Source organism: Actinoplanes sp. NBC_00393 (assembly GCF_036053395.1).
Classification (GTDB): domain Bacteria; phylum Actinomycetota; class Actinomycetes; order Mycobacteriales; family Micromonosporaceae; genus Actinoplanes.
Window position 1 is genome coordinate 5,766,205 of record NZ_CP107942.1, and the last position, 25,239, is coordinate 5,791,443.

Below are 25,239 nucleotides of genomic sequence, written 5' to 3' on the forward strand. Positions count from 1 at the left end.
CTACAACAGTGGCTGCGGTAGGCGGCGCATCGGGTGTGCGCTGATCAGCTCCACTTGCGACCACGGCTCCCAGTCGCAGTCGAAGACGACCTCGTCCGGGGTCCACTGGGTGATCGCCAGGTCGCCGTTGAACAGCAGGACGCCGCAGCAGCCGTAGCGAGTCACCAGGCCGAGCACGGAACGGACCATACACGCGGTGTTGCGGGCGTCGGTCGCATCATCAGCCAGGTCGGAGAAGTGGAACGTCGCGGCGATCCGCGGCTCGAAGCCGAACAGCTCCTTCTGCTCGCCGTCCGGGATGGGGCGGGTGGTCACATACATGCCGTGGCAGAAGACCGTCTCCCCATGGTCGAGGTCGCCGTGGATCTCCGTGCGGAAGAAGGCCTGCAATTCTGCGGCGCCGCACCCGGCATCGCACAGCAGGGTGTACTCGATGGCCATGGGCGGGTATCCCTCACCTGTTCGGATGGGGCTGCACGCCAGTCTATTCAGCCGGGCTCCGACGGCCCAGTACCCTCACCGACGTGCCTCGACAGTCGCTCGCCGTCCACCTGAAGACTTTGACCAGACAGGAGCTCACCGAGCTGCTGTCCGCCCGGCGCGACGCAACCCTGGAGCCGGCGCCGAAGACGCTGCTGAAGCTCGCCGAGCGGCTGCTCACGCCGAGTTCACTCGCGGGTGCGATGAGCCTGCTCAACCTGCCTCAACTGCAGGTGACGGAAGCGGCCGCGGCGCTCGGGGACGGGTTCACGCCGGTGGAGATGGCGGCGCTTCTAGGCGTACCGGAGAAGGATTTGACCGGCGTGCTCGCGGAACTCTGCGCGCTCGCGGTGATCTGGCCGCAGGCCGGCGGCTATGCCGCCGAGCATCTGACGGCGGTGTTGCCGAATCCGCTGGGTACCGGGCCGCGGGCTGGTGGGTTGCTGTTCTCGCTGACGATGCCGCAGCTGCGTCGCATCGCGCTGACCCTCGGGGTGCCGGACGAGCGCACCAAGCCGGCCATGATCGGTGCGCTGACGTCGTGGCTGGCGGTGCCGGAGAACGTGCGCGGCCTGGTCGCGCAGGCGCCGGCCCGGGTGCGTGAGACCCTCGGCCGGATCGCCCGGCGCCCGCCGGGGCCGTTCGGGATGCCGGGAATCATGTTCGGTACGCCGGCCGAGGTGCCGGAGTGGGCGGTCGACCGGGGCCTGGTGGTGCCGTCCGGCTGGGGCGACGGACAGATGCCGCGGGAGGTGGCGCTCGCCCTGCGGGCCGGAGACGCCGGGCTGTTCGATCCGCAGCCGCCGGCGGTGGATCCGGCGCCGGTCTCGGCCGAGCTGGTCGAACGGGAAGCGGCAGCCGCCGCGACCGACACCCTGGCGCTGATCACGGCGGTGTGCGGTGCGGTCGACCAGGCCCCGGTCGCGCTGCTCAAGACCGGTGGGCTCGGGGTGCGCGAGCTGCGGCGCCTCGCGAAGGCGTCGGGGCAGAGTGAGGAGCGCACGCGGTTCGCCATTGAGCTGATCACCGCGGGCGGTCTGGTCTCGCTGTCGGACGCAGGTGTCGCGCTGGCGGGTCCGTATGACGAGTTCGCGGCGGCGGACCCCGCGGACCAGTTGCTCGAGGTGATCCAGGACTGGCTGCAGATGCCCGCCTGCCCGCTGAGCGGTGTCGAGGAGCGAGCGCTGTACTGGAGCGAGGACGACGAGGCCGCGCTGACCGAGCTGCGATCGGCTCTGCTGCGGACGCTCGGCGCGGCGCTGCCGTCAGGTCAGGCCCTCGATCCCGTCGCCGCTGCTCGGCAGATCGTCTGGCACCGGCCCACGGCGGCGGACATCGGACCGGCGTTGGACGAGTTCGTCGACGGTGTCTGGCGGGAAGCGCATCTGCTGGGCCTGTTGGCGCACGGGGCTGTCACTGAGCTGTGCCGTCGGATCCTGGAGGGTTCGGCGGAGGCGGTTCGGCGGCAGGCCGCGACCATGGTGCCGGAGCCGCGTACGACGGTGCTGCTGCAGAACGATCTCACCGCGGTGGCGACGGGTACGCCGTCGGCTGCGCTGCTGGCGCTGCTCGACGAGGTGGCCGATCCGGAGTCGCGCAGCGGGGCTTGGACCTGGCGATTCTCCCCCGGCTCGGTGCGGCGTGCGCTCGACGGCGGCGCTGACCCGCAGGAGCTGATCAGGCGGTTGGGTGAGATCGCTGAGGGTGGGCGGTTGCCGCAGCCGCTGACGTACCTGGTCAATGATGTGGCGCGGCGGCACGGTCAGGTGCAGGTTCGGCCGGTGGGCTGCTGCCTGTGCAGCGAGGATGAGGCTCTGCTGAGCGAGATCCTGGCGACCCGGTCGCTCAAGGCTCTGCAGTTGGTGCGGCTGGCGCCGACGGTGCTGGCCAGCGGCAAGCCGCAGGCCGAGACGTTGGTCGCGCTGCGTGCCGCCGGTTACGCGCCTTCTTCGGTACGCGCGGACGGCACCCCGGCCATCGAGGTGGCGAAGCAGCGCCGTCCCGTCGTTGATTCCGATCCGGAGGAGCCGGCCGGATACCGGCTCGCTGATCCGGCGAAGCTCGCCCGGCTCCTGAACTGATTCCCCGGTTTCTCGTCTCCTGCTTTTTGGCGGACCGTTTGTCCGTCGCCGTTGATCAGTTGCTCCGTTATCCGGTAGCCGATCATCGGAATCGTCTTGGAGGCGCACGTGCAGAGTGTCGATGGCTGGCGCCTGCTGCGATTGCTCGGGAAGGGCGGCCAAGCAACCGTCTATCTGGGCGAAGACCCCGACGGCCAATTGGCGGCCGTCAAGATCTTCGACCTCAGCAACTACACCGGGGATGACCTGGCCAGGCGAAAAGCCCAGCTGGCGAGGGAAGTGGAGAGCGCCCGGAAAGTACCGCGACTCTGCACGGCCCACATTCTCGACGTCGGATTGGACCATGACCCGCCGTACATCGCCACCGAGTACATCGATGGCGTGACCCTCTTCGAAAAGGTTGACCGAGACGGACCGCTCACGGGTGCGGACCTGGATCAGCTCACCGCGCACACCGCCGAGGTGCTGCGGGCCACCCATGCGGCCGGGGTCATCCACCGGGATTTCACTCCGAACAACGTCATGTACCGCAACGGCATCGGATGGGTGGTCATCGACTTCGGCATCGCCCGTATCTATGACGGCCTGCAGACCCGGACCACAGCCCGGCACGGCACTCCGCCTTACGTGGCTCCGGAGCACTTCGTGGGCCGGAAAAGTCCCGAGGTGGACATCTTCGCCTGGGCCTCCACCATGGTTTTCGCGGCTACCGGCCACCACGCTTTCGACGGCGAGTCACCCGCCGAGGTCTACCAGAAGATATTGGAGGTGCGGCCCGACCTGTCCGATGTCCCGGAAAGCCTCCTCCCGATCATCAGGCGTTGCCTGCAGCGGGATCCGCGGGCCCGGCCGACAGCCGAGGAACTGGTCAGACACCTGCGCGGAGAACTCGCGGTGGCAACGCGACAGGCGCCACCCTCGGATACCCCGCACACCACCATCGCCGAGCCTCCGATCGCCGTGATACCCCGGCCGAGGCGCCTGGTCGCTGCGTTACTGGCCATCGCCACGCTGATTCCGATGTCTTTCCTGAACAGTTCCGGCTCGACGATCGGCGCTCCGGCCGAAAGCGTGCCGCCCGCGATCGAAGACGTCGCGGCCAGCATGCCGGCCGACATGCAGCAGTTGATCCTCGGCTGGGCGGGCAAGGCGTGCCGGCACGATTCTCCGGAGCCCGACCAGTCGGACAAGTGGACGTGCGAGAACGGGCCGATCGACGCGTACGTCATTCGCTATTTCGACGCCGCGGCACTCGACGCCGCCCGCGGCGATGTGGAACGCCTGCAGCGCGCCTCGCCGAAGAATGTCGTCTGGCGGGCGAAAACCGCGGTGAGTTCCCGCGGCGTCCGCGGGCCGTACATCGAATACGTGGTGAAGATAAAGGACCAGGACGGCGGGGAGACGGCCGCCCGCGCCTGGTTCGACGACGGCGGCGTACTCGCTCTGATCATCAGCACGCCACTGGACATCAACGCGGCCGACTCCCGCAACCGGGTCTTCAAAGCCTGTAGATCGCTGGGGTACCGCATGGTGTCGTGAGTTATCCACAGGCCCGTCCGGAGCCCTTTGATCGATGCAAGGATGTCGATTCATGAGGGACATCGATGCGGCTGAGGATTGGCTCGACACCTGGACCGCCGGCGTCAACGACCGGGCCGCCCGCGCTGCCCAACTGGCACGGCGAGTGTCCGACCTGACCGCCCGGGCCCGCAGCCACGACGGCTCCATCACGGTGGTCGTCGGCGCCAACGGCCAGGTTCTCGACCTGGAACTCGACGACCGCCTCCGCGAGCTGAGCCGGCAGATCCTCCGGGTGATGCGCGAGGCCCAGCACCGGCTCAACGATCAGGTGGCCCGGCAGGTCGAGGAGACCGTCGGCGCTGACTCCGAGACCGGCCGGGCCGTCCTGGACGCCTTCGCCCGCCGATTCCCCGAACCCGATGGCCGCTGAGCAGATGCGGCTGCCGGTCGAGGCAGTCCACCAGCATGCGGCTTCCGTCCGCGAGATCAGCGACAAGATGTTGGAGGCGCGGGCGGCGGCCGGGCACGTGGCGATGAACCCGCAGGCGTACGGCCAACTGTGCCAATTCCTGCCCGCAGTACTGGACACGGTCTTCGACGCCGCGGTCGCCGCGATGACCGGCAGCGTAGAGGCCCTGCACGAAACCGCCACCAGCCTGCGACTCGTCGCCCTGACCGCCGAGCGTGTCGACGAGTCGGCCGCCCGCAGCATCAGCACCGCGGCCTCATGACCAGCACGCTGATCGAGGCGCCCCGCGACTCGACAACCGGCTTGACCGGGATCGGCCTGGCTTCAGACATTCAGCAGCTCGCCGACGGCATCCGCAGCAACAGCTGGGTCGACGCGACACTCGGCGGTGTCGGCGCGTCCCTGGAAGGGCTGTCGCTCGCGATCGATCCACTGGGAACGCTGGCGGCGTGGGGCGTGGCCTGGCTGATCGAGCACGTGCAGCCATTGCAGGACGCCTTGGACAAGCTGGCCGGCGACGCAGACGACATCGCCGCACATGCCGCCACATGGAAGAACGTCGCCGCTTTCACCGACACCGCCCGAGCCGAGTACGCGGCCAGCCTCCGCGCCGAGGTAGCCGGCTGGTTCGGCTCTTCAGGCGACGCGTACCGAACCCACGCAGGCGACCACCTCTCCCTGCTGGAAGGCATAACCCTCGCAGCCGGCGGCATCTCCTACGCAGTCGAAGGCGCCGGCCTGCTGGTAGCCCTGGTCCGCGGCATCGTCCGGGATCTGATCGCCGAGTTCATCGCCACGCTGGCGGTGCGGTTGCCACAGTGGCTGGCCGCCGAGGGCCTGACCCTCGGCCTGGCAACCCCGTTCGTAGCCGGCCAGGTAGCAGCCCTGGTCTCGAAGTGGGTCGACAAGATCCAGCACTTCATCCGGGGCCTGCTGTCCAGCCTCCGCAAGCTGCTACCCAGCGTGGACGGGCTTCGGAATGCCCTCGACCAGCTCCGCATGTACAGCGAGCGGCTGGCACGATCCAACGCCACGGGCGACGGCCGAAACCCGGAGCCGGCGAGCACCTCACCCTCCGGCCCTCCGGACCCGGAACGAACTCCTCGCGGCGACAGAACCGAGGCCCATCCGACCCGGATCAATGACCGCGGTAAACGACGGGAGAACGAGTCGGCGGACGCCCTGGTCCGGCACGGCTACGACGTCGAGCAGAACCCCGTCCCGAAGGTGAACGGCAAGGCGCCGGATTACAAGATCGAAGGTGAGTACTTCGATTGCTACGCTCCGACGAGCGAGAACATCGATCAGATCCGGAAGATTCTGAGCCGGAAGGTCTCCCAGGATCAGGCAGAACGTCTCATCCTCAATCTCGAGGACACGCCATGCACGGCGGATGAGGTGGCGGATCTGTTGCGGAGGCGGCCGATCGAGAATCTGAAGGAAATAATCGTCGTCAAGGACGACCAGGTGACTCCCTTCTATCCCTTTGGCGAGTGAGATGTAGATGGCCGTTGAATACGATCTGGAGAGCGACACTCAGGCCGAAATCACTGAGATTCGAGCTTTCCTGGAGACAGCCCTGGGTGGGGACCCCAGCCCGGACGGCACCGTGTTCTGCCAGGGAATGTATGTGATGTCAACCCGGATCGCTCCTGATGAGGAACGGTCGACGGCAGAGCTCACCGGCTTCACACACCGCATCACCGTCACGTTCCGGTTCGCCAATCTGGCGACGCCTGATGTGCGGGACCGCAACACCGCGCTGATGGTCAAGTCAGTCATCGCCTTCTCCGAACGATTTGGTGGCAGCGGCCTCCTGCTCTTCAACGGCGAGCGTGCGGTCGCTCAGTGGACACCGGACGGACTTGTCTTCGACAGCGGCTGGGAGGACTGGACGGAGGTGGCGGCCGTCATTCCGCTTCTCGCCGGCCACACCATGCGCGCCCTGCCGCAGCCGTTCTTGTGAGCGACGGAGTTCGTCATGGCGATCGAATACACGTATTACGGAGCAGCGGCTCTCGGCACGGAGGCTCTGCAGAATCTGCTGTTCACCGCGATCGGAGGTCAACCGGCGGCGCACGGCTGGTTGGTGCACGACGGTTTGACGATCGCGCCTTTCCACGTTGATCCTGGCGAGGAGGCGATCGCAGCCAAGCGGCTCGGCTTCGCCCATCGCGTGACGGTGTGCTTCCGTTTCCCGTCGGCTCACATGGGCCTGCAAGCGCCGAACATCGCGCTGATGGTTCGCGCTGTGCTGTCGATCTTCGAGCAGACCGGAGCCGACGGTGTCCTGCTGTTCAACGGGGAGGAGGCGGTCCTGCGGTGTGTGGACGGCGAGGTCCTCGCCTCCGCGGACTGGCAGGCGTGGGAGGGGTTTGCCGAGGTGACGGAGTTGATGGCTGACGTTCGAACCGCACCGCTCTGATAGCGCGAAGCAGGGTGGAGCGCTCCCAAAGCTCTCATCAGGCGTAAACCAGACAGCGTCTTGTCAACGCATCGAGGTCGTTCTATCGTCGCCAGGAAAGCGCTTTCCCCCCGCTTGAAGGCGCGCCCACATCCCCACACGAAGGTGAGACTCTGATGAGACGACCCGTCGTCCTACGGCTGCTGGCCGTAGGAGCTACCGCGGCCACGGCCGCCGCGATCATGGTGGCGATGCCGTCGCCGCACGCGTCGGCGGCTGACAACCTGAGCCTCGGCGCCGGCGCTGACGGCTCCAGCAAGGCGAGCGGCACCAGCTACGGCAATGTCAGGGACGGCAACACCGGCACCTACTGGTCACCGAACAGTTCCACCGGCTATGTCTCGGTCAAGTGGGGCAGCGCCACGACGGTGTCGAGCGCTGTCATCAAGCAGGCCTCCGGCGGTGGCTCGATCAGCGCCTGGCGGGTGCTCAACGCTGACAACGGCAACGTTCTGGCCAGCGGCAGCGGCAGCCCGAGCACCATCAACTTCTCGTCGACGTCGCTGAAGAAGCTGACCTTCGACATCACCAGCGCGTCCGGCGCGCCGCGGATCGCCGAGTTCGAGACGTACTCCAGCGGCGGCTCGACCCCGACCACCAGCCCGACCGCGGGCCCGACCAGCAGCCCGACGGCGAACCCGACGCCGACCGGCGGGACGGGCACGCCGAACGGTCAGTGGCCGAGCTCGGCCGGCACGGTGTCGATCTCCGGCACGGTGAATGTGTCGGGCACGTTCGACGGTGGCATGAAGACCTACTGCTGCATCGGTGACGGGTCGCAGAGCGAGTCCCAGGACCCGATGTTCAAGATTGCCAACGGTGGCACCCTGCAGAACGTGATCCTCGGCTCCCCGGCCGGTGACGGCGTGCACTGCGAGGGCACCTGCACGATCCGCAACGTGTGGTGGAACGACATCGGCGAGGACGCGGCGACCTTCAAGGGCACGACTGGCGGCACCAGCTACGTGATCGGCGGCGGTGCGCGCAACGGCAGTGACAAGACGTTCCAGCACAACGGCAACGGCACGGTCAGCATCTCGGGCTTCTACCTGACCGGCTCCGGCAAGCTGTACCGCGGCTGCGGCAACTGCTCCACGTCGCACCAGCGCCACGTGAAGATCGACAACGTGCTGCTGAACAACATCGACATGGTTGCCGGCATCAACAGCAACTGGGGCGACACGGCCACCATCACCCGCGTCACGATCAGCGGCAGCTCGGACGTGACGGTCTGTGGCAAGTACAAGGGTGTCGCCAAGGGCAGCGAGCCGAGTTACCTCGGCGAGGGCTGGAACGACGCCAACTGCAAGGTCACCCAGAGCGACATCACCTACAAGTAACAGGCACTTCCTGAGGAGGGGCGCCCACCAGAAAGGTGGGCGCCCCTTCATGTCCCGGCGACACAGAAAATCTGGGCTCGCGGGACTAGACTTATTGCCGGTCGCTGGTTAGAGTTCTTCTTGTTGACAACAGAGATCGTTGAAGACGCTGACGATTTTGGCTGAGCGTCAAGCAGGGCCCGGAGGTTCGTGGCTCGCTCAGCCAGGCGGTGGAGATCGATCACCACCGCAGAAGTTGCTGAGAGAAGGCGGGGCCGAGGCAAGTTCAGGGCCCCGCCTGGCAAGACAGCAAGAGGCAAGACAGCAAGAGGCAAGACAGCAAGAGGCAAGACAGCAAGAGGCAAGACAGCAAGAGGCAAGACAGCAAGAGGCAAGACAGCAAGAGGCAAGACAGCAAGACAGCTCGCCGCACGTGTGCGAGGCCATGAAGTCGCGTGGGGCCTCCCGCACCGGCGAGCAGCACCACAGGTATCGGAAACCGAGGAAAGGGAGGTCCGGACACCGTTGGATCGCCCGCCACCCGACCGCATGCAAGTCGTGGAGGCGGACACCGCAGTTCCCATCGAACGAGAGGTGGTCTCCGGTCACGCTTATGCGATCCTCGCACCCGAAGCCGTCAGCGACGGCCGGTGCGGATACGAACAGATGGTGTTTCTGACCCGTAAACCCTGGGCCCCGGCGCTTGCGCGCCGGGGCCCTCGTCACGGAGGTGTGAGTGACTCAACCCGACGACATGTTCGGCGACGAAGACTATCCCGCCTACACGATGGGCCGCGCCGCGGAGATCGTCGGCGCCTCGCAGGACTTCCTGCGCCGGCTCGACGAGGAGAAACTGTTCACCCCGTTCCGCTCCGCCGGAGGGCACCGCCGTTACTCGCGGTACCAGTTGCGTCTCGCCGCCCGCGCCCGGGAGATGGTCGACCAGGGCACCGCCCTGGAAGCGGCCTGCCGGATCATCATCCTCGAGGACCAGCTCGAAGAGGCCCTCGAAGAGAACCGGAAACTTCAGGGCGAGAAGTCGACGGGCGCCGCCTGATGGTCCTTCTCCTGGCGGGGAAGGACCGTGGCGCGGCACTCACCCCTTGAGGCCGGTGTGGGCGAGGCCCTCGATGAACTGCCGCTGGGCGATCACGAAGACGATCAGGACCGGGATCGCTGTCATGGAAGCCGCGGAGAGCTGCACGTTCCACAGCTGGCCCTGGTAGGCGTCGGTGAACTGGGTGAGCGCCTGCGGCAACGTGTACTTCTCCTGGGAGGAGATGTACACGACCGGCTCCAGATACAGGTTCCAGCTGTGCAGGAACGTGAAGATGGCGACCGCACCCAAGGCCGGCCGGGCCAGGGGCAGGGCGATCTTGCGGAAGATGGCCGGGCGGCCGAGACCGTCCATCCGGGCGGCCTCCTCGAGTTCACCGGGCAGGGTGATGAAGAACTGCCGCATGATGAACGTCGCCAGGACGCTCGGCGGGCCCAGCATCGGCACCAGGATCAACGGCCAGTGCGTGTCGACCATGCCGAGGCTGTTGAAGATGCGGAACAGCGGCACGATCGTCACTTCGCTGGGGATGAGCAGACCGGTCAGCACGATCAGGAACAGCGCGTTCTGGCCGGGGAATCGGATGCGCGCGAAGGCGTACCCCGCCATGGCCGCAACCGCCAGGGTGCCCACGGTGACCACCACCGCGATGTAGGCGCTGTTGAAGTACTGCTGGGCGAACGGCTGCATCTCGAACACCTGCCGCCAGGGCTCGATGGTCCAGTCGGAGGGCCACAGCGACGGGGAGAAGATCTCCGCGTTCGGCTTGAACGAGCTGGTGATCATCCACCAGGTCGGGAAGACGAACGGGACGCACAGAATGAGCAGCACCCCGTACAGAAGAATCTTGCTTTTATGACTCATGGAAGACCCACCTCTTGCGCATCTGCCACTGGATCACGGTGAGCGCCAGGACGATGAGGAACAGCAGGACGGACAGGGTGGCGCCGTAACCGAAGGCGTGGAATTGGAAGGCCTGCTGGTACAGGTAATAGACGAGCACGGTGGTGGAGGTGCCCGGGCCGCCCTGGGTGAGGACGCTGATCTGGGCGAAGACCTGCAGTGACCCGACCACGGTGATGATCGAGGTGAGCAGGATGGTGGGGCTGATCAGCGGCAGGGTGATGCGCCGGAAAATGGTCCACCGGGAGGCGCCGTCGGTGCGGGCCGCTTCGTAGAGTTCCTGCGGGACGCCTTGCAGGGCGGCGAGGAACAGCACCATGTTGAGGCCGACGTTCTTGAACACCTGGACGATGACGACCGAGGCCATGGCGGCGCCACCGGACCTCAGCCAGTTAGGGCCGTCGATACCCATGGCATTGAGCAGGCCATTGATGCCGCCGTTGTCCTGCAGCAGGAAGCCCCACACGATCGTCCAGGCCAGCAGCGAGACGACGACGGGTGAGAAAAACAACACCCGGAAGACGGTGGTGCCGCGCAGTTTCTGGTTGAGCAGGACCGCGAGCAACAACGCCAGGGACAGGTTGAAGACGACCAGGCCGACCGAGAACAGGCCGGTGGCGGCGAGCACGGCCGGCATCTTCGGGTCGTCGGCCAGCGCCTGGTAGTTGTCGGTGCCGACGAAGGTGAACGTGTCGGCCAAAACGTTCCATTCGTGCAGGCTGTACCAGACGACCAGCACGAGCGGCAGAAACACGAAGGCGAGCGCGCCCAGCAGAGCCGGGGTGATGAAGAGATATCCGGTGAGCTGGTCACGCCGGCGGGTGGTCCAGAACGCCTTCGGCCCGGTGGGGGCGGACCGGGCCTGGACGGCCCGGTCCTCGAGAACGGTCACTTGGCCAGCAGCGGCTGGATCGCGGTGCAGACACCGCGCAGCACGCCCGGCACGTCGGCGTCTGCCTTCCACAGCGGATCGAGAGCCGAGCGTACGGCCTGCCCGATCTCAGCACTACCGGTGTGGCTCGGCTTGACCACACCGTTCGCGATCCCGTCGATCACCACGTCCTGCAGCTGTTCCGGCTTGAGCAGCGGGTTCGCCTTGGCCAGGGTCTCCGCGTTGAGCTGCGACTGGCGCGGCGGCGGGAAGAACTGGGCGAGCTTGGCGGAGTTGGCCGGGCTGGTGAAGAACTTGACGAACTCGGCCGCGGCGGCCGCGTTCTTGCCCTTCTTGAGTACGCCGAGGCCGCCCTGCCCGATCACCGCGTACTCGCCGCTCGGCCCGGCCGGCAGCGGCACCAGCGTCCAGCCGAACTTGGCCTCCTTGAGCAGCGACGCCCGCGAGATCTGCGCGATCGTCATCGCCGACTCACCGGCGAAGAAGTCGGCGGCGACACCAGGCGCCGGCAGCGCCTTGTCGGTGAAGATCGCCTTGTGCAGGAAGGTCATCGCGTCGATCATCGGCTGCTGGTCGAAGCCGCAGGTCTTGCCGTCGGCGGTCCAGGCCTCGGCGCCCCAGCCGCGGAACACGGTGGCCAGGTTGGTCCAGTCCTTGTAGTCGAAGTCGCGGATCACCAGGCCTTGCTTGCCGGTCTTGGCGGCGGTCGCGGCGGCGACGGCGATCGCGTTGTCCCAGGTCCACTTGTCGCCGGTGGGCAGCGTCTGGCCGGCCTGCTTGAGCTGGTCGGTGTTGACGAAGATGCCGAACGGTGAGGTGGAGAACGGGTAGCCCATGAGCTTGCCGTCCTGCTTCCACAGCGCGGTGGCGGCGGGTGCGAGTTCGCCGGCGTTCTCGATGCTGTCGTCGAGCGGGGTGAGCGCTCCGGAGGCGACGAAGTCGGGGGCGGCGCCTTCCAGGATCCAGGCCAGGTCGGGTGGGTTGCCGCCGGCGATCTGGGTGGTGACGGTGGTGGTGTAGTTCTCGATCGGCAGCGCTTCGAAGGTGACGGTGACGTCCGGCTTGGTCTTGGAGTAATCGGCGGCGATCGAGTTGAACAGTTCGACGTGGGCGGGGTTGGCCGACCAGGTGGTCATCCGCAGGGTGACCGGACCTTCGGCTTCGGCTTCGCCGCCGCCTCCGCAGGCGGTCAGGGCTCCGAGCAGGGCGATCGTGGCTATCGAGACGGTCTTTCGCATATCGGGGGCATCCTTTCTCAGTAACCGCGGATGTCGGGCCAGCGCAGCTCGACGCCGTCGGCGCTCAGGTGGTTCTGGAACTCGGTGAGCAGGTCAGGGGTGTTGCGTACGGCTCGCGGGGTCACGCCGCGGGTGACGCAGAAGGCGGCGAGCGCCCCGGCGACCTCTCCGGCGTTCCACTCGACGGGGTGCAGCCGGTAGGAGCCGTTGGTGATGTGCGTGGTGCCGATGTTCTTGCCGGCGGGCAGCAGGTTCTCCACGCGTTGCGGGATGAACGCGCCGAGCGGGATCTCGAACGGGCAGGACGCGACGTCGATGTAGTTGTCGCCGCCGGTGGAGGGGTGCAGGTCGATGCGGTACATGCCGACGCCGACCGAGTCCGGGTACTCGACTGCGCCCTTGTCGCCGCGGACGGCGAGCGACAGGTCCTGCTCGACGACGGTGTACTCGGCGCGGATGCGCCGGCCCTCTCGCACGTACGGGGCCATCGCCAGGCCGTCGGGGCTGCCGGTGACGTCGCCGCGCAGCCGCAGCCCGCGCCAGCCGGTGCCGCCGTCGGGCCGGGGCGCTTCGGTCTGCAGCCAGTAGAGGACGGAGTACGACAGTTCGCGAGCGGCGGCTTCGACGGCGGCCGGGTCGGGGACGTCGACGTACGGCTGCTCGAAGTAGTCGATCATCGGCCAGTTCACCAGGCAGATGTCGCTGGGGTAGAAGCCGTCGGTGAAGTTGCGGCGCGCGGCGATGCGCCGGAACGTCCACAGGTTGCCGTCGCCGGGGTTGACCCGCTGGTCGGCGTCGACCAGCCACGGGTCGTCGTCGGGGTTCGGGGTGAACGAGCGGGTGGAGATCGCCAAAGTGCGGGGGTTGGGGGTCTGCCAGGACAGCATCGGCGCGCCCCAGAACGGCGGCTCGTAGGAACGCCAGAAGTCATACGAGATGGGCCGGTCGATGGTGTGGTCGCCGTCGAGGTGGTCGATCGCGAAGCACACCGACAGGGCCTGCATGTTCGCCGGGTCGCCGACCTCGGGGGCGCTGGGTTCGCCGGTCTCGGCCTGCGATTCGGCGCCGGTGACGTATTCGGTTCCGGTCATCGGCAGCAGTTCGCCGGTCTCGGTGGCGTCGAGCACGTAGGGCGCGGTCAGGACGATGTCCTCGCCGTGGTGGCGGACGGTGACGGCGGTGATCCGGTCACCGTCGGTGTCGGCGCTGACCGGCACCGCCGGCTGCAGCACGGTCAGCCGCCCTGCTCCGCGGTAGGGGGCGAGCATGGACTCGATCACGGCGACGGCGACGCGCGGCTCGTGGCAGAGCCGGCTGACGTGCCCGGCGCCGGGGTTCAGGTCGCGCGTATTGCGGGCCCGGTCGGTCAGCGGGTAATACGCCCGATAGTGGTCGCGGATGCCGTTACGCAGCGCCCGGTAACTGGCGGTGACACCGAACATCTCCACCCAGCTGTGCTCGTCCGGCGGCACGGCCTGGCTGGTCAGCTGGCCGCCGAGCCACGCGTACTGCTCGGTCAGCAGCACCGACCGGCCGGCCCGCAGCGCGGCCAGGGCCGCGGCGACACCGCCGAGCCCGCCGCCGATGACGACGACGTCGGCATGCAGCTCACGCACGCGCCACCGCCAGCGTCGCCCCGGCCACCGGCTCGCACGGCAGCAGCCGCTGGGTTTCCCCACCGGTCCCATCCAAGATCGCAGAAAGCACTTCCACGGCCTGCCATCCCATCTCACGTCGCGGAATTCGATAGCCGGTGAAATCCAGATCGGTGCTGGCCGGCCGGGTGGGGTCACCCAGAGCAACAAAAGAAAGATCATTGGGTACGCGTAGAGCACGGCGACCCGCTTCTTCCGCGAGGATCGCGCCGTCGGCGAACTCCTCGACGAAGACCGCGGTGACCTCGTGTCGTCGCAGCTGGTCCATGACGTCGGCGGCATCGGTGAACCGCACGTGCACTCCGGTGATCCCGGCGTCCTGCACGGCGGTCGTGAACCCGCGCATGCGGTCGGCGTGCGACTCGGCGCCCGCACCCTCCCCGACGTAGGCGATCCTGCGGTGGCCGAGAGCGGCCGCGTTGCGTACCTGAGCTGCGGTGGCCGTCGGGTAGTCGGCGCCGACGTACGGCACCGGGCCGCCGGCGTCGTCGCGGCGGCCGACGCTGACGAACGGCTGGCCCTCGGCGATCAGCCGGGCCAGCTCGTCAGGGTCCAGCCAGCGGCCGAGCAGGATGCAGCCGTCGGCCAGGCGCAGCCGGTTGTCCTGGTGGAAGATCCGGCGCCGGCCGTCGACGACCGGGGCGCTGGTGAACAGCAGCAGGTCGCAGCCGATGCGTTCGGCGCACTCCTCGATGCCGACCAGGAACGGGTGGTAGAAGTCGCCGAGCCCGGCCGGGAAGACCGGCTCGTAGGTGAACACGCCGAGGAACCGGTTGCGCTGATCCGCGAGGCGGCGGGCGATCGGGTCGGCCACGTAGCCGGTCTTGCGGATCGCCGCCAGCACCCGCTCGCGGGTCTCCGGCGCGATCCGGACCGCCGCGTCGTCGCGCTCGTTCAGCACGATCGACACGGTGGTCTGGCTTACGCCGGTCATCCGGGCGATGTCCTGCTGCGTCACCCGTCTGTTGCTGGATGGCACGTTCGGGTCCCCTCTGTTACGGCGTTAATACGCATTAGCAAGGTGGAAGCGATCGTGGGGCACCGCATCGGCGCCCGTCAAGGGCCCGGAGCGAGAAAGCCCAGCACTAATAGGTATTAGTACCTTGACCGGGGTGCGTAACAGTGGCGAAACTTCGATGCATCACCCCGGTCGGCCTGCGAAGAACCTCCCGGTTTACCGCTCTCTTCGTGAGCAAGCCGCGGAACCTCCCCCGCCTGTCTCCGTCTCCCCCGCTCCGGGACCGCCTCTTGCGCACGCCGAGAGCGCGTAGCCCGTACCCGAAGGAGTTTTTGTGGATCGACGCTCTTTGATTCGCGGTGCGGCCGCGCTCGGCGCGGCTGGCGTTGCCGGGTTGAGCGCGCCGCGCGCTGCCCAGGCCGCCGGGCCCGCCGGCATGCCGACCTACACCTACCTGCGTGATGCGCTGCGGCTGCCGCTGTCCTACAACCCGACCGGCGAGTTCATCTTCCCGTGCATCCGCGGCGTCTACGACAAGATCAGCGGAGCTCGCGGCCGTTACTACCTGTATTACGCGCCGCACGAGAAGCCGGGCGGGATCTGCGTGGCCTGGGCGAATTCGCTGGCCGGGCCGTTCACCGAGAACCCGGGCAACCCGGTGATCGACAACGTGCTGCCGAGCACGACGGTGTCGCACGTGTCGTCACCGCATGTGACCTGGATTCCGGAGAGCCGGCAGTTCTACCTCTACTACCACGGGGAGAACACGACGACGCGGGTCGCGCGGTCGTCGGACGGGCTGACGTTCCGTGACGAGACGCCGATCCTGAGCACGCGGCTGGTGCCGGGGCTGACCGAGACCTCGTATGCGCGGGTGTTCGCGCACAGCGGCCGGTACGTCATGGTCTACATGGGCGTGCTCGGCGGGAAGCGGCACATCTATCACGGATGGTCACCGAACGGCTGGGACCAGTGGCAGTTCGCGCAGAGCCCGCTGGTCAGCCCGGCGCCGGACCGGCTGACCGACATCTCCGGGCCGTCACTGGTAGTGCGCAACGGGACGACGTACGTCGCCTACCACGGCAACGACGGCAAGATGCGGATCACCGAGGTCGGCAACAACTTCGACCGGGAGAACCACTTGGGCGTCTTCTACTCCCCCGGCGCCGCGGACAACGGCCGGGCCGCGGCGCCGTCGTTCGGCACCGACGGCGGCGTGCAGTACATGTTCTACGAGGCCGGGCCGCGGCTCAGCGCCCGGATCTGCATCGCCCGGGCCGCCTGATCTTGTTGACGCGCGCGGCTACGGTCGCGGTATGGCTTCCGTCTCCTATCCGCGCGCCGTCGCGATGGCCGCCCTGCAAGCAGCCCTGACCAGCAGCTGGATCGCCGCCCGGGAGTTGTCACCGCTGCGGCGGCGACTGACCCGGACCGGCCTGGTCGCCGCCGTCGGCGCAGTCAGCTACGTGACCGCGCGGCGCTCCGAGGAGACGTCCGCCGACGAGATCGTGGTCGGCAAGCGGCCGGTGCTGGTCTCCGAGGGTGGCCCGGTGGTCGATCCGGAACCGGCGTTCACCTTCGACAAGCGCAAGGCCGCGCTGGGCGCGGCGGTCGTGGCCCTGTCGGTCGGGGCGATGGTCGGCCGCCGCCAGTTGGAGAAGCGCTGGCTGGCCCGGCTCACCCGCAACGGGCACCCGCATCCGACCCGGGCGCTGGCGGTGCGGATGGGTGCGGTGGAGTTCGCGGGGGCACTGGCGCTGCAGGCCGCCGAGATGCGCAAAGACCGCTAGGCCACGCCCGGCAGCAGGTCGGCGAGGTCGCCGAACGTGCCACGGTGGGCACTGATCACCTTGGCCAGCGCCCGCCGGAACGGCGCCGCGTCGACGTCGTTGAGCTTGCTGCCCTGCTGCTGGGCCAGGGCGGTCTTCTCCTTGGTGGCCTCGGCCCAGAGCCGGATCTCCTCCTCCTGGGCGAGACGCCCGGCCTCCCGGATCGCGTCCTGCATGTCGGCCGGCTGCTCGGACAGCCATTTCGCGCTGGCGAGCAGGACGTCGACGCCGTGCTGGTGGCGGGTCCAGGACAGGTACGGCGCGTGCACCAGATGCTGCTCGGTGGTGTAGAAGATGACGCTGTTCTCGGCGCCGTCGATCAGCCCCTGCTTGAAGGCGGATCCGATGTCGTTGGTGGCCAGCGGCACCGCGGTCGCCCCGAGCGAATTGATCATGTCGATCGACACGATGCTCTGCGGCACCCGGATCCGCAGGCCCTTGAGGTCGGCCGGGGTGTGGATCGGGCGTACCCGGTTGTAGACGTTGCGGTCGCCGGCATCGAAGAAGCCGAGCTTGGCCAGGCCGTGCTCGGCCAGGATGGCCGAGCATCGCTTGCCGAAGTCGCCGCGCATGCTGTCCAGGCACTGGTCGCGGCTGGCGAAGGCATAGGGCAGGCTCGCCACGCCGAGCCGCTTGTCGTACGCGGTGAGGTTCGCCAGCAGCGTCTTGCAGAAGGCAAGTTTCCCGGTCCGCAGCATCTCCGCCATGCGCTGCTCATCGCCCAGCTCGCCGCCGGGCTTCACGGTCACCCGGCACTGCCCGCCGGTCAGGTCCGCCACCTTCGCGGCGAAGAACTGCTCGGCGGCGACCATCGGGCTCGTCGGCTGCACCGACTCGCCGAGCAGCACGTCCACCGGGGCGGCCGTCTCCTCGGATGACCGACTGCAACCGGTCACCAGCCCGGCGCCGACCGCGCAGACCGACGTCAACATGGCTCGCCGATTCACATCGTCACGGTAATGGAGCGGACCGCCTCAAACTGCGCTAATCGCCATACCGGACCCGGCCAGCCAGGCGGTCAGCTCGGCCGCGGGGAGCGGCCGGCTGATGTGGTATCCCTGCGCCTCGTCACAGCCGAGATCACCGAGGGTACGCAGCGCGGTCTCGGTCTCGACCCCTTCGGCGACGACCCGTAGCTGCAGGTTCTTGGCCAGATCCACGACCGCGCGCACGATGGTCTCGTCCCGGGTGTTCTGGCTCATCCTCATCACGAAGCTCCGGTCGATCTTGAGCTCGTGCGGCGGCATGTCCCGCAGGTGCGCGATCGAGGAGTAGCCGGTGCCGAAGTCGTCGATGGAGATGGAAACGCCCTGTTCCCGCAGCTCCTTGAGGACCTCACTGGCGCGCGCCGGGTCGGCGATCACGGCACTCTCGGTGATTTCCAAGGTCAGAAGCTTCGGGGGTACGCCGTGACGGGCGAGGGACGCCGCGATCATGTCCGGGAACGTGTCGTCGGTCAGCGAGCGGGCCGGGATGTTCACCGAGACCGGCAGTTCGTGACCGAGTTCGGTCCACCGGCCGATCTGAGCCAACGCCTGATCGAGCACGTCGGCGGTGACCAGGTCGATCAGCCCGGTCTCCTCGGCCAGCGGAATGAAGGCGTCCGGGCCGAGCAGCCCTCGCGTCGGGTGTTGCCAGCGCACGAGGGCCTCCGCGCCGCACGGCTGACGGGTGGCCACGTCGACCTTGGGCTGGTAGAAGACGACCAGCTCGCCGCGTTCGATACCGCGCCGCAGCTCGCTCTGCAGCGTCAGCCGGGTGGTGTCGCCGGAGTCCAGCGACGGGTCGTAACCGGACACGCCACCGTGGCGGCGCTTGGCTGCGTACATCGCGACGTCCGCATGCTGCAGCAGCTCAGCAGGGTCCTGGCCGTCGCGCGGGTACGACGCGACCCCGATGCTCGCGTCGATGTCGACCAGCAGGTCGCTGAGCTGAATCGGCCGGCGCAGCGCCTCCAGGATCCGGTTTCCGGCGACCAGCGCCTCCGGGTGGTCCGGCGTCGTCGGCAGGATGAGGGCGAACTCGTCGCCACCGAGGCGCACCACGACGTCACCGGCCCGGCATTCCCGGGTCAGCCGGTTCGCCACCTCGATCAGCAGCTCGTCGCCGGCGTGGTGCCCGAGCGTGTCGTTGACCTCCTTGAACCGGTCCAGGTCGATGAGCAGCAGGCTGAACGGTTCCCCGGTCTGCTTCCAGTGCCGGGCTGCGGCGTCGAGTTCGTCGTGCAGTTTCGTCCGGTTACCCAGCCCGGTCAGCGGGTCGTGGGTGGCCTCGTGGAGGCGCTGCTCGGCCTGCCGCTCGGCGCCACGCTGGTAGCCGACGAGCACCCGCGCGCACACCGCGAACAGCACCAGGACGATGCCGATCGTCGCCACCGCGATCGCCTGCAGCAGCTCGGCCCGCCGGTTCACCTCGACCAGGTACCCGGCCAGCTCCTGCTGGTGGTGGTCACCGATGCTGAGAACGTTGTCCCGCAGCGGCGCGAAGGTCAGCGAGGCCAGATCGGCGTAGCCGGCGACGGCCGCGCCGCGCTCGGTGTTCGACATGATGTCGAGAACGATCCGGTTGTAGTTCTCATAGGCGCCGCGAATGGCATCCAGCTCAGCCCGGTCGACGGCATTGGTGTCCTGCAGCCAGTCCAGATTCTCCCGCGCCGAACCGAGCGACGCCGCCAACTGGAAGCGCCGGTACTCGGTGCCTCCGGTCGCCAGGTACTCCCGCAACGCCGCGTCCTCCGCGTTGATCTGCACGGAGATCGCGGTCAGCTTCTGCGTGACCGCCTGAACGCGGCGGACCTCCTCGGTGGTCTCGGCCATGCCGGTGGACGCCAGCACCGCCGAGCCGGCCAGGATGACGATGCCCACCGCGGTGCCGGCGATGGCCGACCGGGCCGTCGCGCGGGCCTCCAACAGCCGGCTCCACCGCTTCCGCCTTGATCGTTCCCGTGCGCCGCTCACCTTCACGCGGTGTCTTTCGGTTCCGCGACCAGCTACTTGACCCTTCCGGCCGTTAGACCGGCCACTGGTCGTGCTCTTACCGTCGTCTCGACGACCTCATCCGCCCCTTGCGGCGCCGCTCCGCCCGGTTGCCGTGCGCGAGGGTCTCGGCCGAAGCCCACCGCTCCGGAGCCGTCGGCGAGGGGCGAAGCCTCGGCGGCACCGCGAAGTCGAATCTGCTCCAGCCGCCCACCAGCGGGATCAGGCAGGCAAGCAGGGCGGCGGCGAGAAACACCAGCAGGTTGAGACCCCATGCCCAACGTGCCTGAACATCGTGGTCCTGGAGCACTGCTCCGAGGATCGTCCCGAGGCATGCCGTGGTCACCGCGAGGACGGTCACCAGCCATGCCCGGTCCCACCAGCGGACGTTGCTGGCCCGCCACGAACCATTCCACCAGGACGGCAGCAGGTACAGGTTGCCGAGGCACACCACCAGCACGATGATCGTGCACCAGAACCCGAAGTTGTACGGGTCCGCCACCGGCTCATCCACGATCATCATCATCGCAAACACGATCCAGGCAGCGCCTGGGCGAACGGCTGAGCCGCCAGGCTGGCAGGCCACCCGGCCGGCAGATCAGGCTGGCCGGCCTCGCCGGGTCGGCAGGTCCGCGAGCAGCGCGTCGAGCGTCTCGGTGTCGGCCCAGCCGTTGACCGAGACGGCGCCGGAGGCGGTGATCGTGACCTCGATGCGGTCGGGTGTGACGGCCACGTCGATCGGGACGTCTTCGATGCGGTTGGTCAGGCGGATGAACTGCTGGTTCGTCGACCCGACCCACGGCCGCTCGTGGTCCAGCAGGTCCTGCCGGAACGGTCCGGCGACCAGCAGGTCGGTGGCGTCGAGCAGCGCGGCGACGTCGTCGTGCCCTTGTGCGGCGAGTTCGCGCAGGTGGTCGTACTCGTAGCCGGTGAACGTCATGACCGACCGGCCCGCCTGCCGAACCCCGGCAGCCACCGCGGCGAGGCCGGCGGCCTGCTCGAACGGTTCGCCGCCGAGCAGGGTCAGCCCAGGGGTTCCGGTGGCCAGAACCCGGTCCACGAGTTCTGCCGGGGCGGTCGGAACTCCGCCGCGCACGCCGAACAGGTGCGGGTTGAAGCAGCCCGCGCACCGGATGGTGCAGCCCTGCACCCAGATCGCGGTCCGCTCCCCCGGCCCCTCGGCGGTGGTCCGGTCGAGGAACCGGGCCACCCGCACGAGCGGAGGCTCAGACATCGACTATCCGGCCGAAGGGTGTCTCGCCCGCTGGTGGCAGCGGATCGCAGGACAGCCGCTCCCGAACCGCGACGAACTCGTGCGGCGCGAGTCCGGCCACGGCGGCGAACTCGGTCAGGCTGCTGAAACCACCCCGAGCCTGCCTTGTCGCGACGAGATGTGCGGCCCGTTCGGCGCCGATGCCGGGCACCGCCGCAAGCTGCCGGGCGTCGGCGATGTTGACGTTGAGCCGATCGGGTGGCGGCTCCACCAGCGGCCCCTGAGCCGGCGCATAACTCGGCGGTGACATCGAACCCGGCGACGCAGCAAAGCTCGGCGATGGTGCGGAACCCGGCGACGCAGGAAAACCCGGTGCGGGGCCCGGCGACGCAGGAAAGGCCGACATCGGCGCGGGGCCCGGCGACGCAGGGAAGCCTGGCGGTGTCGGACTCGGCGGCGAAGAAGTCTGCGGAGAGAAGCTCGATGCCGGCGCTGGACCGGCGTAGTACTGCTGCGGCGGCGGAACGACATCCTGCAGCTGCGGCGGCAGCGGAGTAGCCACCGGCCCTGGCGGCGCGGCCCACGGCGTCTGCTGAGGCTGCGAATACCACGGCACCTGCGCGGCCCGCCACCTCAGCCAGGAACCGTTGATGACGAGCGCATGCGCAACGCTGATCGGCCAGATCAGAAACATGGTCGCGAAGGCGACGTTCTGCGCCACCGAGTCGTCCGCGGCCTCGCCCCCGATGAAGAAGCAGACGTTGGCGATGACGGTGTAGAGCAGCCCGGCGATCCACCAGGCCGGGCGCCGCGCGCGGATACCGACATACAGGAAGCCGACCGCGGAGAAGCAGCTGAACGGCACCATCGGCGCGACCACCCAGGCGCTGTGCGCGATGCGCCAGGACCGCCGCGCAGGCCCGGTCGGCTTCGCCCCTGGTTGGCCGGCCTGCGGCGGGTAACCCGAGTATTGCTGGTGACTGGGCGCGGGCGGGTAGGCCCCGGACGGAGGCGGGAACGCCGGCATCGACGGCTGCCCAGAAACCGGCGGAAAGGCCGGGAACGGCTCCTTGCCATAGGCAGCCGGGCTGTCCCCCAAAGGCGGTTGGCCGAAGGCAGGCGGATACGGCCGCGAACCGGGGTACGGATCCTGGCCTGGATTAGGCGGGGTCCACGTCACGATCCACGTTCCGTTCCTGCGCAACCTGCCTCTGGCGCGTGTAGTCCTCGGTGTAGGCGCTGTGCTGCACCTGCCCACCGATCAGATCTTCGAGCACGGCGATGTAGTCCAGGCACCGGTCACCGACGATGTCGAGGGTCTCGGCGCGCACCTGCCCGTCAGCGCCGATGGTAACCACGATGCGGGGCTGCTCCGTCATGCCCGTTCCTTCTCCACCTCGAAGACCAGCCGCACACTGGCGTCCTGATCCACCGACTCCGACTCCAGCCGCAATCCTGCCGCCGGCGCCTGATCACGCAGCCGCTCCAGCACAGCCTGCTGAACCCGGCGCCCATACGCAGCATCAACAGTCGTCATCAGCTCGACCGCCCCCTGCTGATCGACACCGGTGACATGCGCAGCCCAGATGCCGTCCGCGCCACGGGTGAAAGTCGCAGCGCTCTTCTCCCACGTCGCGGAAAGCGCGTCAGCAGACACCGTCACGGTCGCACCGGTGTCGCGCAGCGCCGCCTCGAGCAGCGTCACATCACGCATCCGGGTCTGCACCTGGCAGACCAGCCGACCGCCGTCCATGCGGCCCGCCGAAGCCTGCACCGCAGCCGCCCCGGCCAGCGCCAACGGCACCAGTAGCAGTGAAACGCTCACCTTTGCCCCCCGTTCGCTTCAGCGTGCGGTCACCTTACCGCCAGGGTCCGACAGGTTATCGGTTGCTGACGTCCCAGTCATCGGTAGCCGTAGCCGACACCGCCCGGTTCCGTGCCCACCCCCGCAGAGCGTCGATCCGCTCAGCCTGGGTGACGCTGAGCGGCACGATGCTCATCACCGCCCGGACCAGGTCGTCACGGCGCAGCGGCCGCCGTTCCGAGAACGCCTCGAACAGCCCGGCCACCACGGCTTGCTCGATCTCCGCCCCCGAATAGCCCTCGGTCAGGCTGGCCAGCTCAGCGTAAAGTTCGTCGTCAATCGGCAGCTCACCGGCAACACGCCGGTTCCGCATCGCCCGGCGCAGATGCACCGCCCACACCGCGACCCGCTCAGCCCGGCTCGGCAGATCAACGAAGAACGTCTCATCGAACCGCCCCTTACGCAGAAACTCCGGCGGCAATCCGTCGAAGTCGTTGGCGGTCGCAATGACGAACACCGGACTGCGCTTCTCCTGCATCCAGGTAAGAAACGTGCCGAACACCCGCGCCCCGGTCCCGGAATCCCCCGCCGCACCGCCGGCGAAGCCTTTCTCAATCTCGTCGATCCACAGCACGCACGGCGCCACCGCCTCCGCGGTTCGCAGCGCGGTGCGCATGTTGTGCTCACTGGAGCCGACCAGCCCGGAAAACACCCGGCCGATATCCAGGCGCAACAACGGCAAGCTCCAGGCCGTGGCGACCGCTTTCGCGGTCAAGGATTTCCCACAACCAGGCACCCCAGTGATCAGTACGCCGCGCGGCGCGGGAAGCCCATACTCGGCCGCTTCGTCCAGCCACGATCCGTTGCGTTTGACCAACCACGCCTTGAGGTTCTCCAGTCCGCCGACGTCGTCGAGCACGGTCCCGGCCATCATGAATTCGAGCACGCCCGCTTTGCGTACCGTCTGCCGCTTTTCGTCGTGCACGATCTCCAGGTCCTCGAGATCCAGCACGACGTCGTTGACCATGGCTCGCGCGTACGCATTCTCTGCCTCTTGCATGGTCAATCCGGCTGCGGCCGTGACGAATCGCTCCCGCCCGTTCTCGTCGAGCCCCACCTGAAGCCGCCCGGACGCGGTATTGCCCCGCACCATCGCGTCGAGCAGCCCGCGCAGTTCCAGTTGTCCGGGCAGCGGAAAGTCGACGATCGTGACGTCCTTGGTCAGTTCGACCGGCAACTCCAGAACCGGCGAGAGCAGCACCAGCGTGCGCGGACTGCGCCCGGCCCGGAACGCCTGCGCAATGTCGCGCACCAGCCGGACCACCTCGGAACTCTGCGCGAAGAACGGATGCAGATCGCGGAAGACGAACACGGCCGGCTCGTCGATGCGCTGCACAGCTCTGAGCGCGTCGGTGGCCCGCTGGCCGCCCGAGCGAGCTTCACCATTGGGCTGAATCAGGCCGGAAGTCTGCGACCAGGTCCAGACAGCGCGCGGTACCCGTACCAGATCAGGGTTTCCGGAAATGCCCGCGAGGTGATGCAGCGCCCGCTGTTCCTCGTAGGTCTCCAGGTAAAGAACCGGGAACCGGGCTTTCAACAGCTGCGCGAACGTCTCCGCAAACGACCTCTCCACCGGCGCATCCTACGGCCGCGCCGGGGGTTGTCAGAGCCCGGACGGCGTTCCCGGGCTGTCGTCGGTCGATCCCTGCCCCAGATTGCTACGCCGCCCCGCGACCGCCGGATCCGGCGACAGATTCGGCTGCCCGCCCTGTTCCCCGGCCTGCGGCGCATGCTCCGATTCCGGGTCGTAGGCCGGCTCGTCCTTGCCGTTCACGTCGCTCGCATCCTGCGCGGTCGAATCCTGCCCGGCCCGCTGTTCCCCCAGATTCGCGACGCCTTCCGCGGTCGGCTCACTGCCTTCGTCGAGGGGATTGTTCGCGTCCACGCCCCACGGCTGCTCGCTCACGGCCGCAGTTCCTTCTCCTCATCACCGGGCCGTTCGGCGTCCGCGGGTTCGCTCGGCGGCCGGCGGCCGGCATCGACCTCGGTCGGCGTGATCGGAGTGTCGGATGCTTCCTCTGCGGCGCCGCGCTCAACGGGTTCATTCGGTTGCTCAGTCATACCCGGCGGCTTCCCGCGACAGCGTCGTTTAACCCGCAACCGGGCGGGCAGTCGTCCACCATGGAACCCATCGGTGATCCTGACGAGGAAACCGGCGACTTCGCCGAAGAGCACGAACAGACCGAGGTGACCGCCGAGGAAAACGAAGGCGAGCCGGAGAGCCCCGACCGCTTCACCGGCGGCATGGACTCCGACGGCCCGCCGTGACCTGCGGCTACGATCCTCTTTTACCGCTCTTTCGCTGCCGGATCTCGAGGGTC

At 68.1% G+C, this 25,239-nt stretch carries 27 protein-coding genes; 12 read left to right on the forward strand and 15 right to left on the reverse strand.

Features of this window, described 5'->3' with window-relative positions; genetic code table 11:
• Window positions 1-441: a SitI3 family protein gene (locus tag OHA21_RS26875; RefSeq protein WP_328459357.1), complete on the reverse strand. Its 441-nt coding sequence runs from the start codon at window positions 439-441 to the stop codon at window positions 1-3.
• A gap of 83 nt (window positions 442-524) precedes the next feature.
• On the opposite strand from OHA21_RS26875, the gene OHA21_RS26880 reads away from it, so the two are divergent.
• The 9 genes from OHA21_RS26880 to OHA21_RS26920 all read left to right on the forward strand — a co-directional run bounded on the left by OHA21_RS26880 (window position 525) and on the right by OHA21_RS26920 (window position 9,391).
• Window positions 525-2,561 carry a helicase-associated domain-containing protein gene (locus OHA21_RS26880; protein WP_328459358.1) on the forward strand — a complete coding sequence of 679 codons (2,037 nt, stop codon included), beginning with the start codon at window positions 525-527 and terminating at the stop codon, window positions 2,559-2,561.
• Between the two features lie 108 nt (window positions 2,562-2,669).
• Window positions 2,670-4,100 carry a serine/threonine-protein kinase gene (locus OHA21_RS26885; protein ID WP_328459360.1) on the forward strand — a complete coding sequence of 477 codons (1,431 nt, stop codon included), beginning with the start codon at window positions 2,670-2,672 and terminating at the stop codon, window positions 4,098-4,100.
• Window positions 4,101-4,152: 52 nt separating this feature from the next.
• Window positions 4,153-4,512 (forward strand): YbaB/EbfC family nucleoid-associated protein, encoded by a 360-nt coding sequence (locus tag OHA21_RS26890; protein WP_328459362.1) that lies wholly within the window; start codon window positions 4,153-4,155, stop codon window positions 4,510-4,512.
• Window positions 4,502-4,813: a type VII secretion target gene (locus OHA21_RS26895; RefSeq protein WP_328459364.1), complete on the forward strand. Its 312-nt coding sequence runs from the start codon at window positions 4,502-4,504 to the stop codon at window positions 4,811-4,813. The genes OHA21_RS26890 and OHA21_RS26895 overlap by 11 nt, the downstream gene beginning before the upstream one ends.
• Complete coding sequence (locus OHA21_RS26900) at window positions 4,810-6,048, forward strand: hypothetical protein (RefSeq protein ID WP_328459367.1); 1,239 nt, start codon at window positions 4,810-4,812, stop codon at window positions 6,046-6,048. The genes OHA21_RS26895 and OHA21_RS26900 overlap by 4 nt, the downstream gene beginning before the upstream one ends.
• A gap of 7 nt (window positions 6,049-6,055) precedes the next feature.
• Complete coding sequence (locus OHA21_RS26905; RefSeq protein WP_328459369.1) at window positions 6,056-6,517, forward strand: SitI3 family protein; 462 nt, start codon at window positions 6,056-6,058, stop codon at window positions 6,515-6,517.
• A 15-nt stretch (window positions 6,518-6,532) separates the two neighbouring features.
• Window positions 6,533-6,976: a SitI3 family protein gene (locus OHA21_RS26910; protein WP_328459371.1), complete on the forward strand. Its 444-nt coding sequence runs from the start codon at window positions 6,533-6,535 to the stop codon at window positions 6,974-6,976.
• Window positions 6,977-7,131: 155 nt separating this feature from the next.
• Window positions 7,132-8,355, forward strand: a complete 1,224-nt coding sequence (locus OHA21_RS26915; RefSeq protein ID WP_328459373.1) for a pectate lyase — start codon at window positions 7,132-7,134, stop codon at window positions 8,353-8,355.
• Window positions 8,356-9,088: 733 nt separating this feature from the next.
• Window positions 9,089-9,391: a MerR family transcriptional regulator gene (locus OHA21_RS26920; RefSeq protein ID WP_442875175.1), complete on the forward strand. Its 303-nt coding sequence runs from the start codon at window positions 9,089-9,091 to the stop codon at window positions 9,389-9,391.
• Between the two features lie 39 nt (window positions 9,392-9,430).
• Here the strand turns inward: OHA21_RS26920 and OHA21_RS26925 are convergent, their stop codons facing one another.
• The 5 genes from OHA21_RS26925 to OHA21_RS26945 are packed head-to-tail and all read right to left on the reverse strand — an operon-like array spanning window position 9,431 to window position 15,037.
• A complete protein-coding gene (locus OHA21_RS26925; protein WP_328459377.1) occupies window positions 9,431-10,255 on the reverse strand; it encodes a carbohydrate ABC transporter permease in 825 nt (274 codons plus the stop codon).
• Window positions 10,245-11,186: a carbohydrate ABC transporter permease gene (locus tag OHA21_RS26930; protein ID WP_328459379.1), complete on the reverse strand. Its 942-nt coding sequence runs from the start codon at window positions 11,184-11,186 to the stop codon at window positions 10,245-10,247. Before OHA21_RS26930 ends, OHA21_RS26925 begins: the two co-directional genes overlap by 11 nt.
• Window positions 11,183-12,424: an ABC transporter substrate-binding protein gene (locus OHA21_RS26935; protein ID WP_328459381.1), complete on the reverse strand. Its 1,242-nt coding sequence runs from the start codon at window positions 12,422-12,424 to the stop codon at window positions 11,183-11,185. The genes OHA21_RS26930 and OHA21_RS26935 overlap by 4 nt, the downstream gene beginning before the upstream one ends.
• 17 nt (window positions 12,425-12,441) lie before the next feature.
• Window positions 12,442-14,040: an FAD-dependent oxidoreductase gene (locus tag OHA21_RS26940; RefSeq protein WP_328459383.1), complete on the reverse strand. Its 1,599-nt coding sequence runs from the start codon at window positions 14,038-14,040 to the stop codon at window positions 12,442-12,444.
• Window positions 14,033-15,037, reverse strand: coding sequence for a LacI family DNA-binding transcriptional regulator (locus OHA21_RS26945; protein WP_328459385.1), 1,005 nt, complete (start codon window positions 15,035-15,037; stop codon window positions 14,033-14,035). The genes OHA21_RS26940 and OHA21_RS26945 overlap by 8 nt, the downstream gene beginning before the upstream one ends.
• Window positions 15,038-15,371: 334 nt before the next feature.
• On the opposite strand from OHA21_RS26945, the gene OHA21_RS26950 reads away from it, so the two are divergent.
• Both OHA21_RS26950 and OHA21_RS26955 read left to right on the forward strand, forming a co-directional pair.
• Window positions 15,372-16,322, forward strand: a complete 951-nt coding sequence (locus OHA21_RS26950; RefSeq protein WP_328459387.1) for a hypothetical protein — start codon at window positions 15,372-15,374, stop codon at window positions 16,320-16,322.
• A gap of 31 nt (window positions 16,323-16,353) precedes the next feature.
• The gene (locus OHA21_RS26955; RefSeq protein ID WP_328459389.1) at window positions 16,354-16,827 is read left to right on the forward strand and encodes a hypothetical protein; all 474 of its coding nucleotides are present in this window, start codon (window positions 16,354-16,356) and stop codon (window positions 16,825-16,827) included.
• Here OHA21_RS26955 and dctP read toward each other — a convergent pair.
• The 9 genes from dctP to OHA21_RS27000 all read right to left on the reverse strand — a co-directional run bounded on the left by dctP (window position 16,824) and on the right by OHA21_RS27000 (window position 24,824).
• Window positions 16,824-17,813, reverse strand: a complete 990-nt coding sequence (gene dctP / locus OHA21_RS26960) for a TRAP transporter substrate-binding protein DctP (RefSeq protein WP_328459391.1) — start codon at window positions 17,811-17,813, stop codon at window positions 16,824-16,826. The genes OHA21_RS26955 and dctP overlap by 4 nt on opposite strands.
• A gap of 27 nt (window positions 17,814-17,840) precedes the next feature.
• Window positions 17,841-19,775, reverse strand: coding sequence for a putative bifunctional diguanylate cyclase/phosphodiesterase (locus OHA21_RS26965; protein ID WP_328459393.1), 1,935 nt, complete (start codon window positions 19,773-19,775; stop codon window positions 17,841-17,843).
• Window positions 19,776-19,899: 124 nt separating this feature from the next.
• Window positions 19,900-20,367, reverse strand: coding sequence for a hypothetical protein (locus OHA21_RS26970; RefSeq protein ID WP_328459395.1), 468 nt, complete (start codon window positions 20,365-20,367; stop codon window positions 19,900-19,902).
• Window positions 20,368-20,439: 72 nt separating this feature from the next.
• Window positions 20,440-21,075, reverse strand: a complete 636-nt coding sequence (locus OHA21_RS26975; protein WP_328459397.1) for a 4Fe-4S single cluster domain-containing protein — start codon at window positions 21,073-21,075, stop codon at window positions 20,440-20,442.
• Entirely contained in the window at window positions 21,068-21,934 is an 867-nt protein-coding gene (locus OHA21_RS26980) for a ComEA family DNA-binding protein (RefSeq protein WP_328459399.1), read from the reverse strand. Before OHA21_RS26980 ends, OHA21_RS26975 begins: the two co-directional genes overlap by 8 nt.
• 280 nt (window positions 21,935-22,214) lie before the next feature.
• Window positions 22,215-22,433, reverse strand: a complete 219-nt coding sequence (locus OHA21_RS26985; RefSeq protein WP_328459401.1) for a DUF2997 domain-containing protein — start codon at window positions 22,431-22,433, stop codon at window positions 22,215-22,217.
• Complete coding sequence (locus tag OHA21_RS26990; protein WP_328478555.1) at window positions 22,430-22,858, reverse strand: hypothetical protein; 429 nt, start codon at window positions 22,856-22,858, stop codon at window positions 22,430-22,432. Before OHA21_RS26990 ends, OHA21_RS26985 begins: the two co-directional genes overlap by 4 nt.
• A 76-nt stretch (window positions 22,859-22,934) precedes the next feature.
• On the reverse strand, window positions 22,935-24,491 hold the full coding sequence (locus OHA21_RS26995; protein WP_328459403.1) for an AAA family ATPase: 1,557 nt from the start codon (window positions 24,489-24,491) through the stop codon (window positions 22,935-22,937).
• Window positions 24,492-24,521: 30 nt separating this feature from the next.
• Entirely contained in the window at window positions 24,522-24,824 is a 303-nt protein-coding gene (locus OHA21_RS27000) for a hypothetical protein (RefSeq protein WP_328459405.1), read from the reverse strand.
• Window positions 24,825-25,039: 215 nt separating this feature from the next.
• Between OHA21_RS27000 and OHA21_RS27005 the strand changes: the two genes are divergently transcribed.
• A complete protein-coding gene (locus OHA21_RS27005; protein WP_328459407.1) occupies window positions 25,040-25,186 on the forward strand; it encodes a hypothetical protein in 147 nt (48 codons plus the stop codon).
• Window positions 25,187-25,239 lie beyond the last annotated feature (53 nt).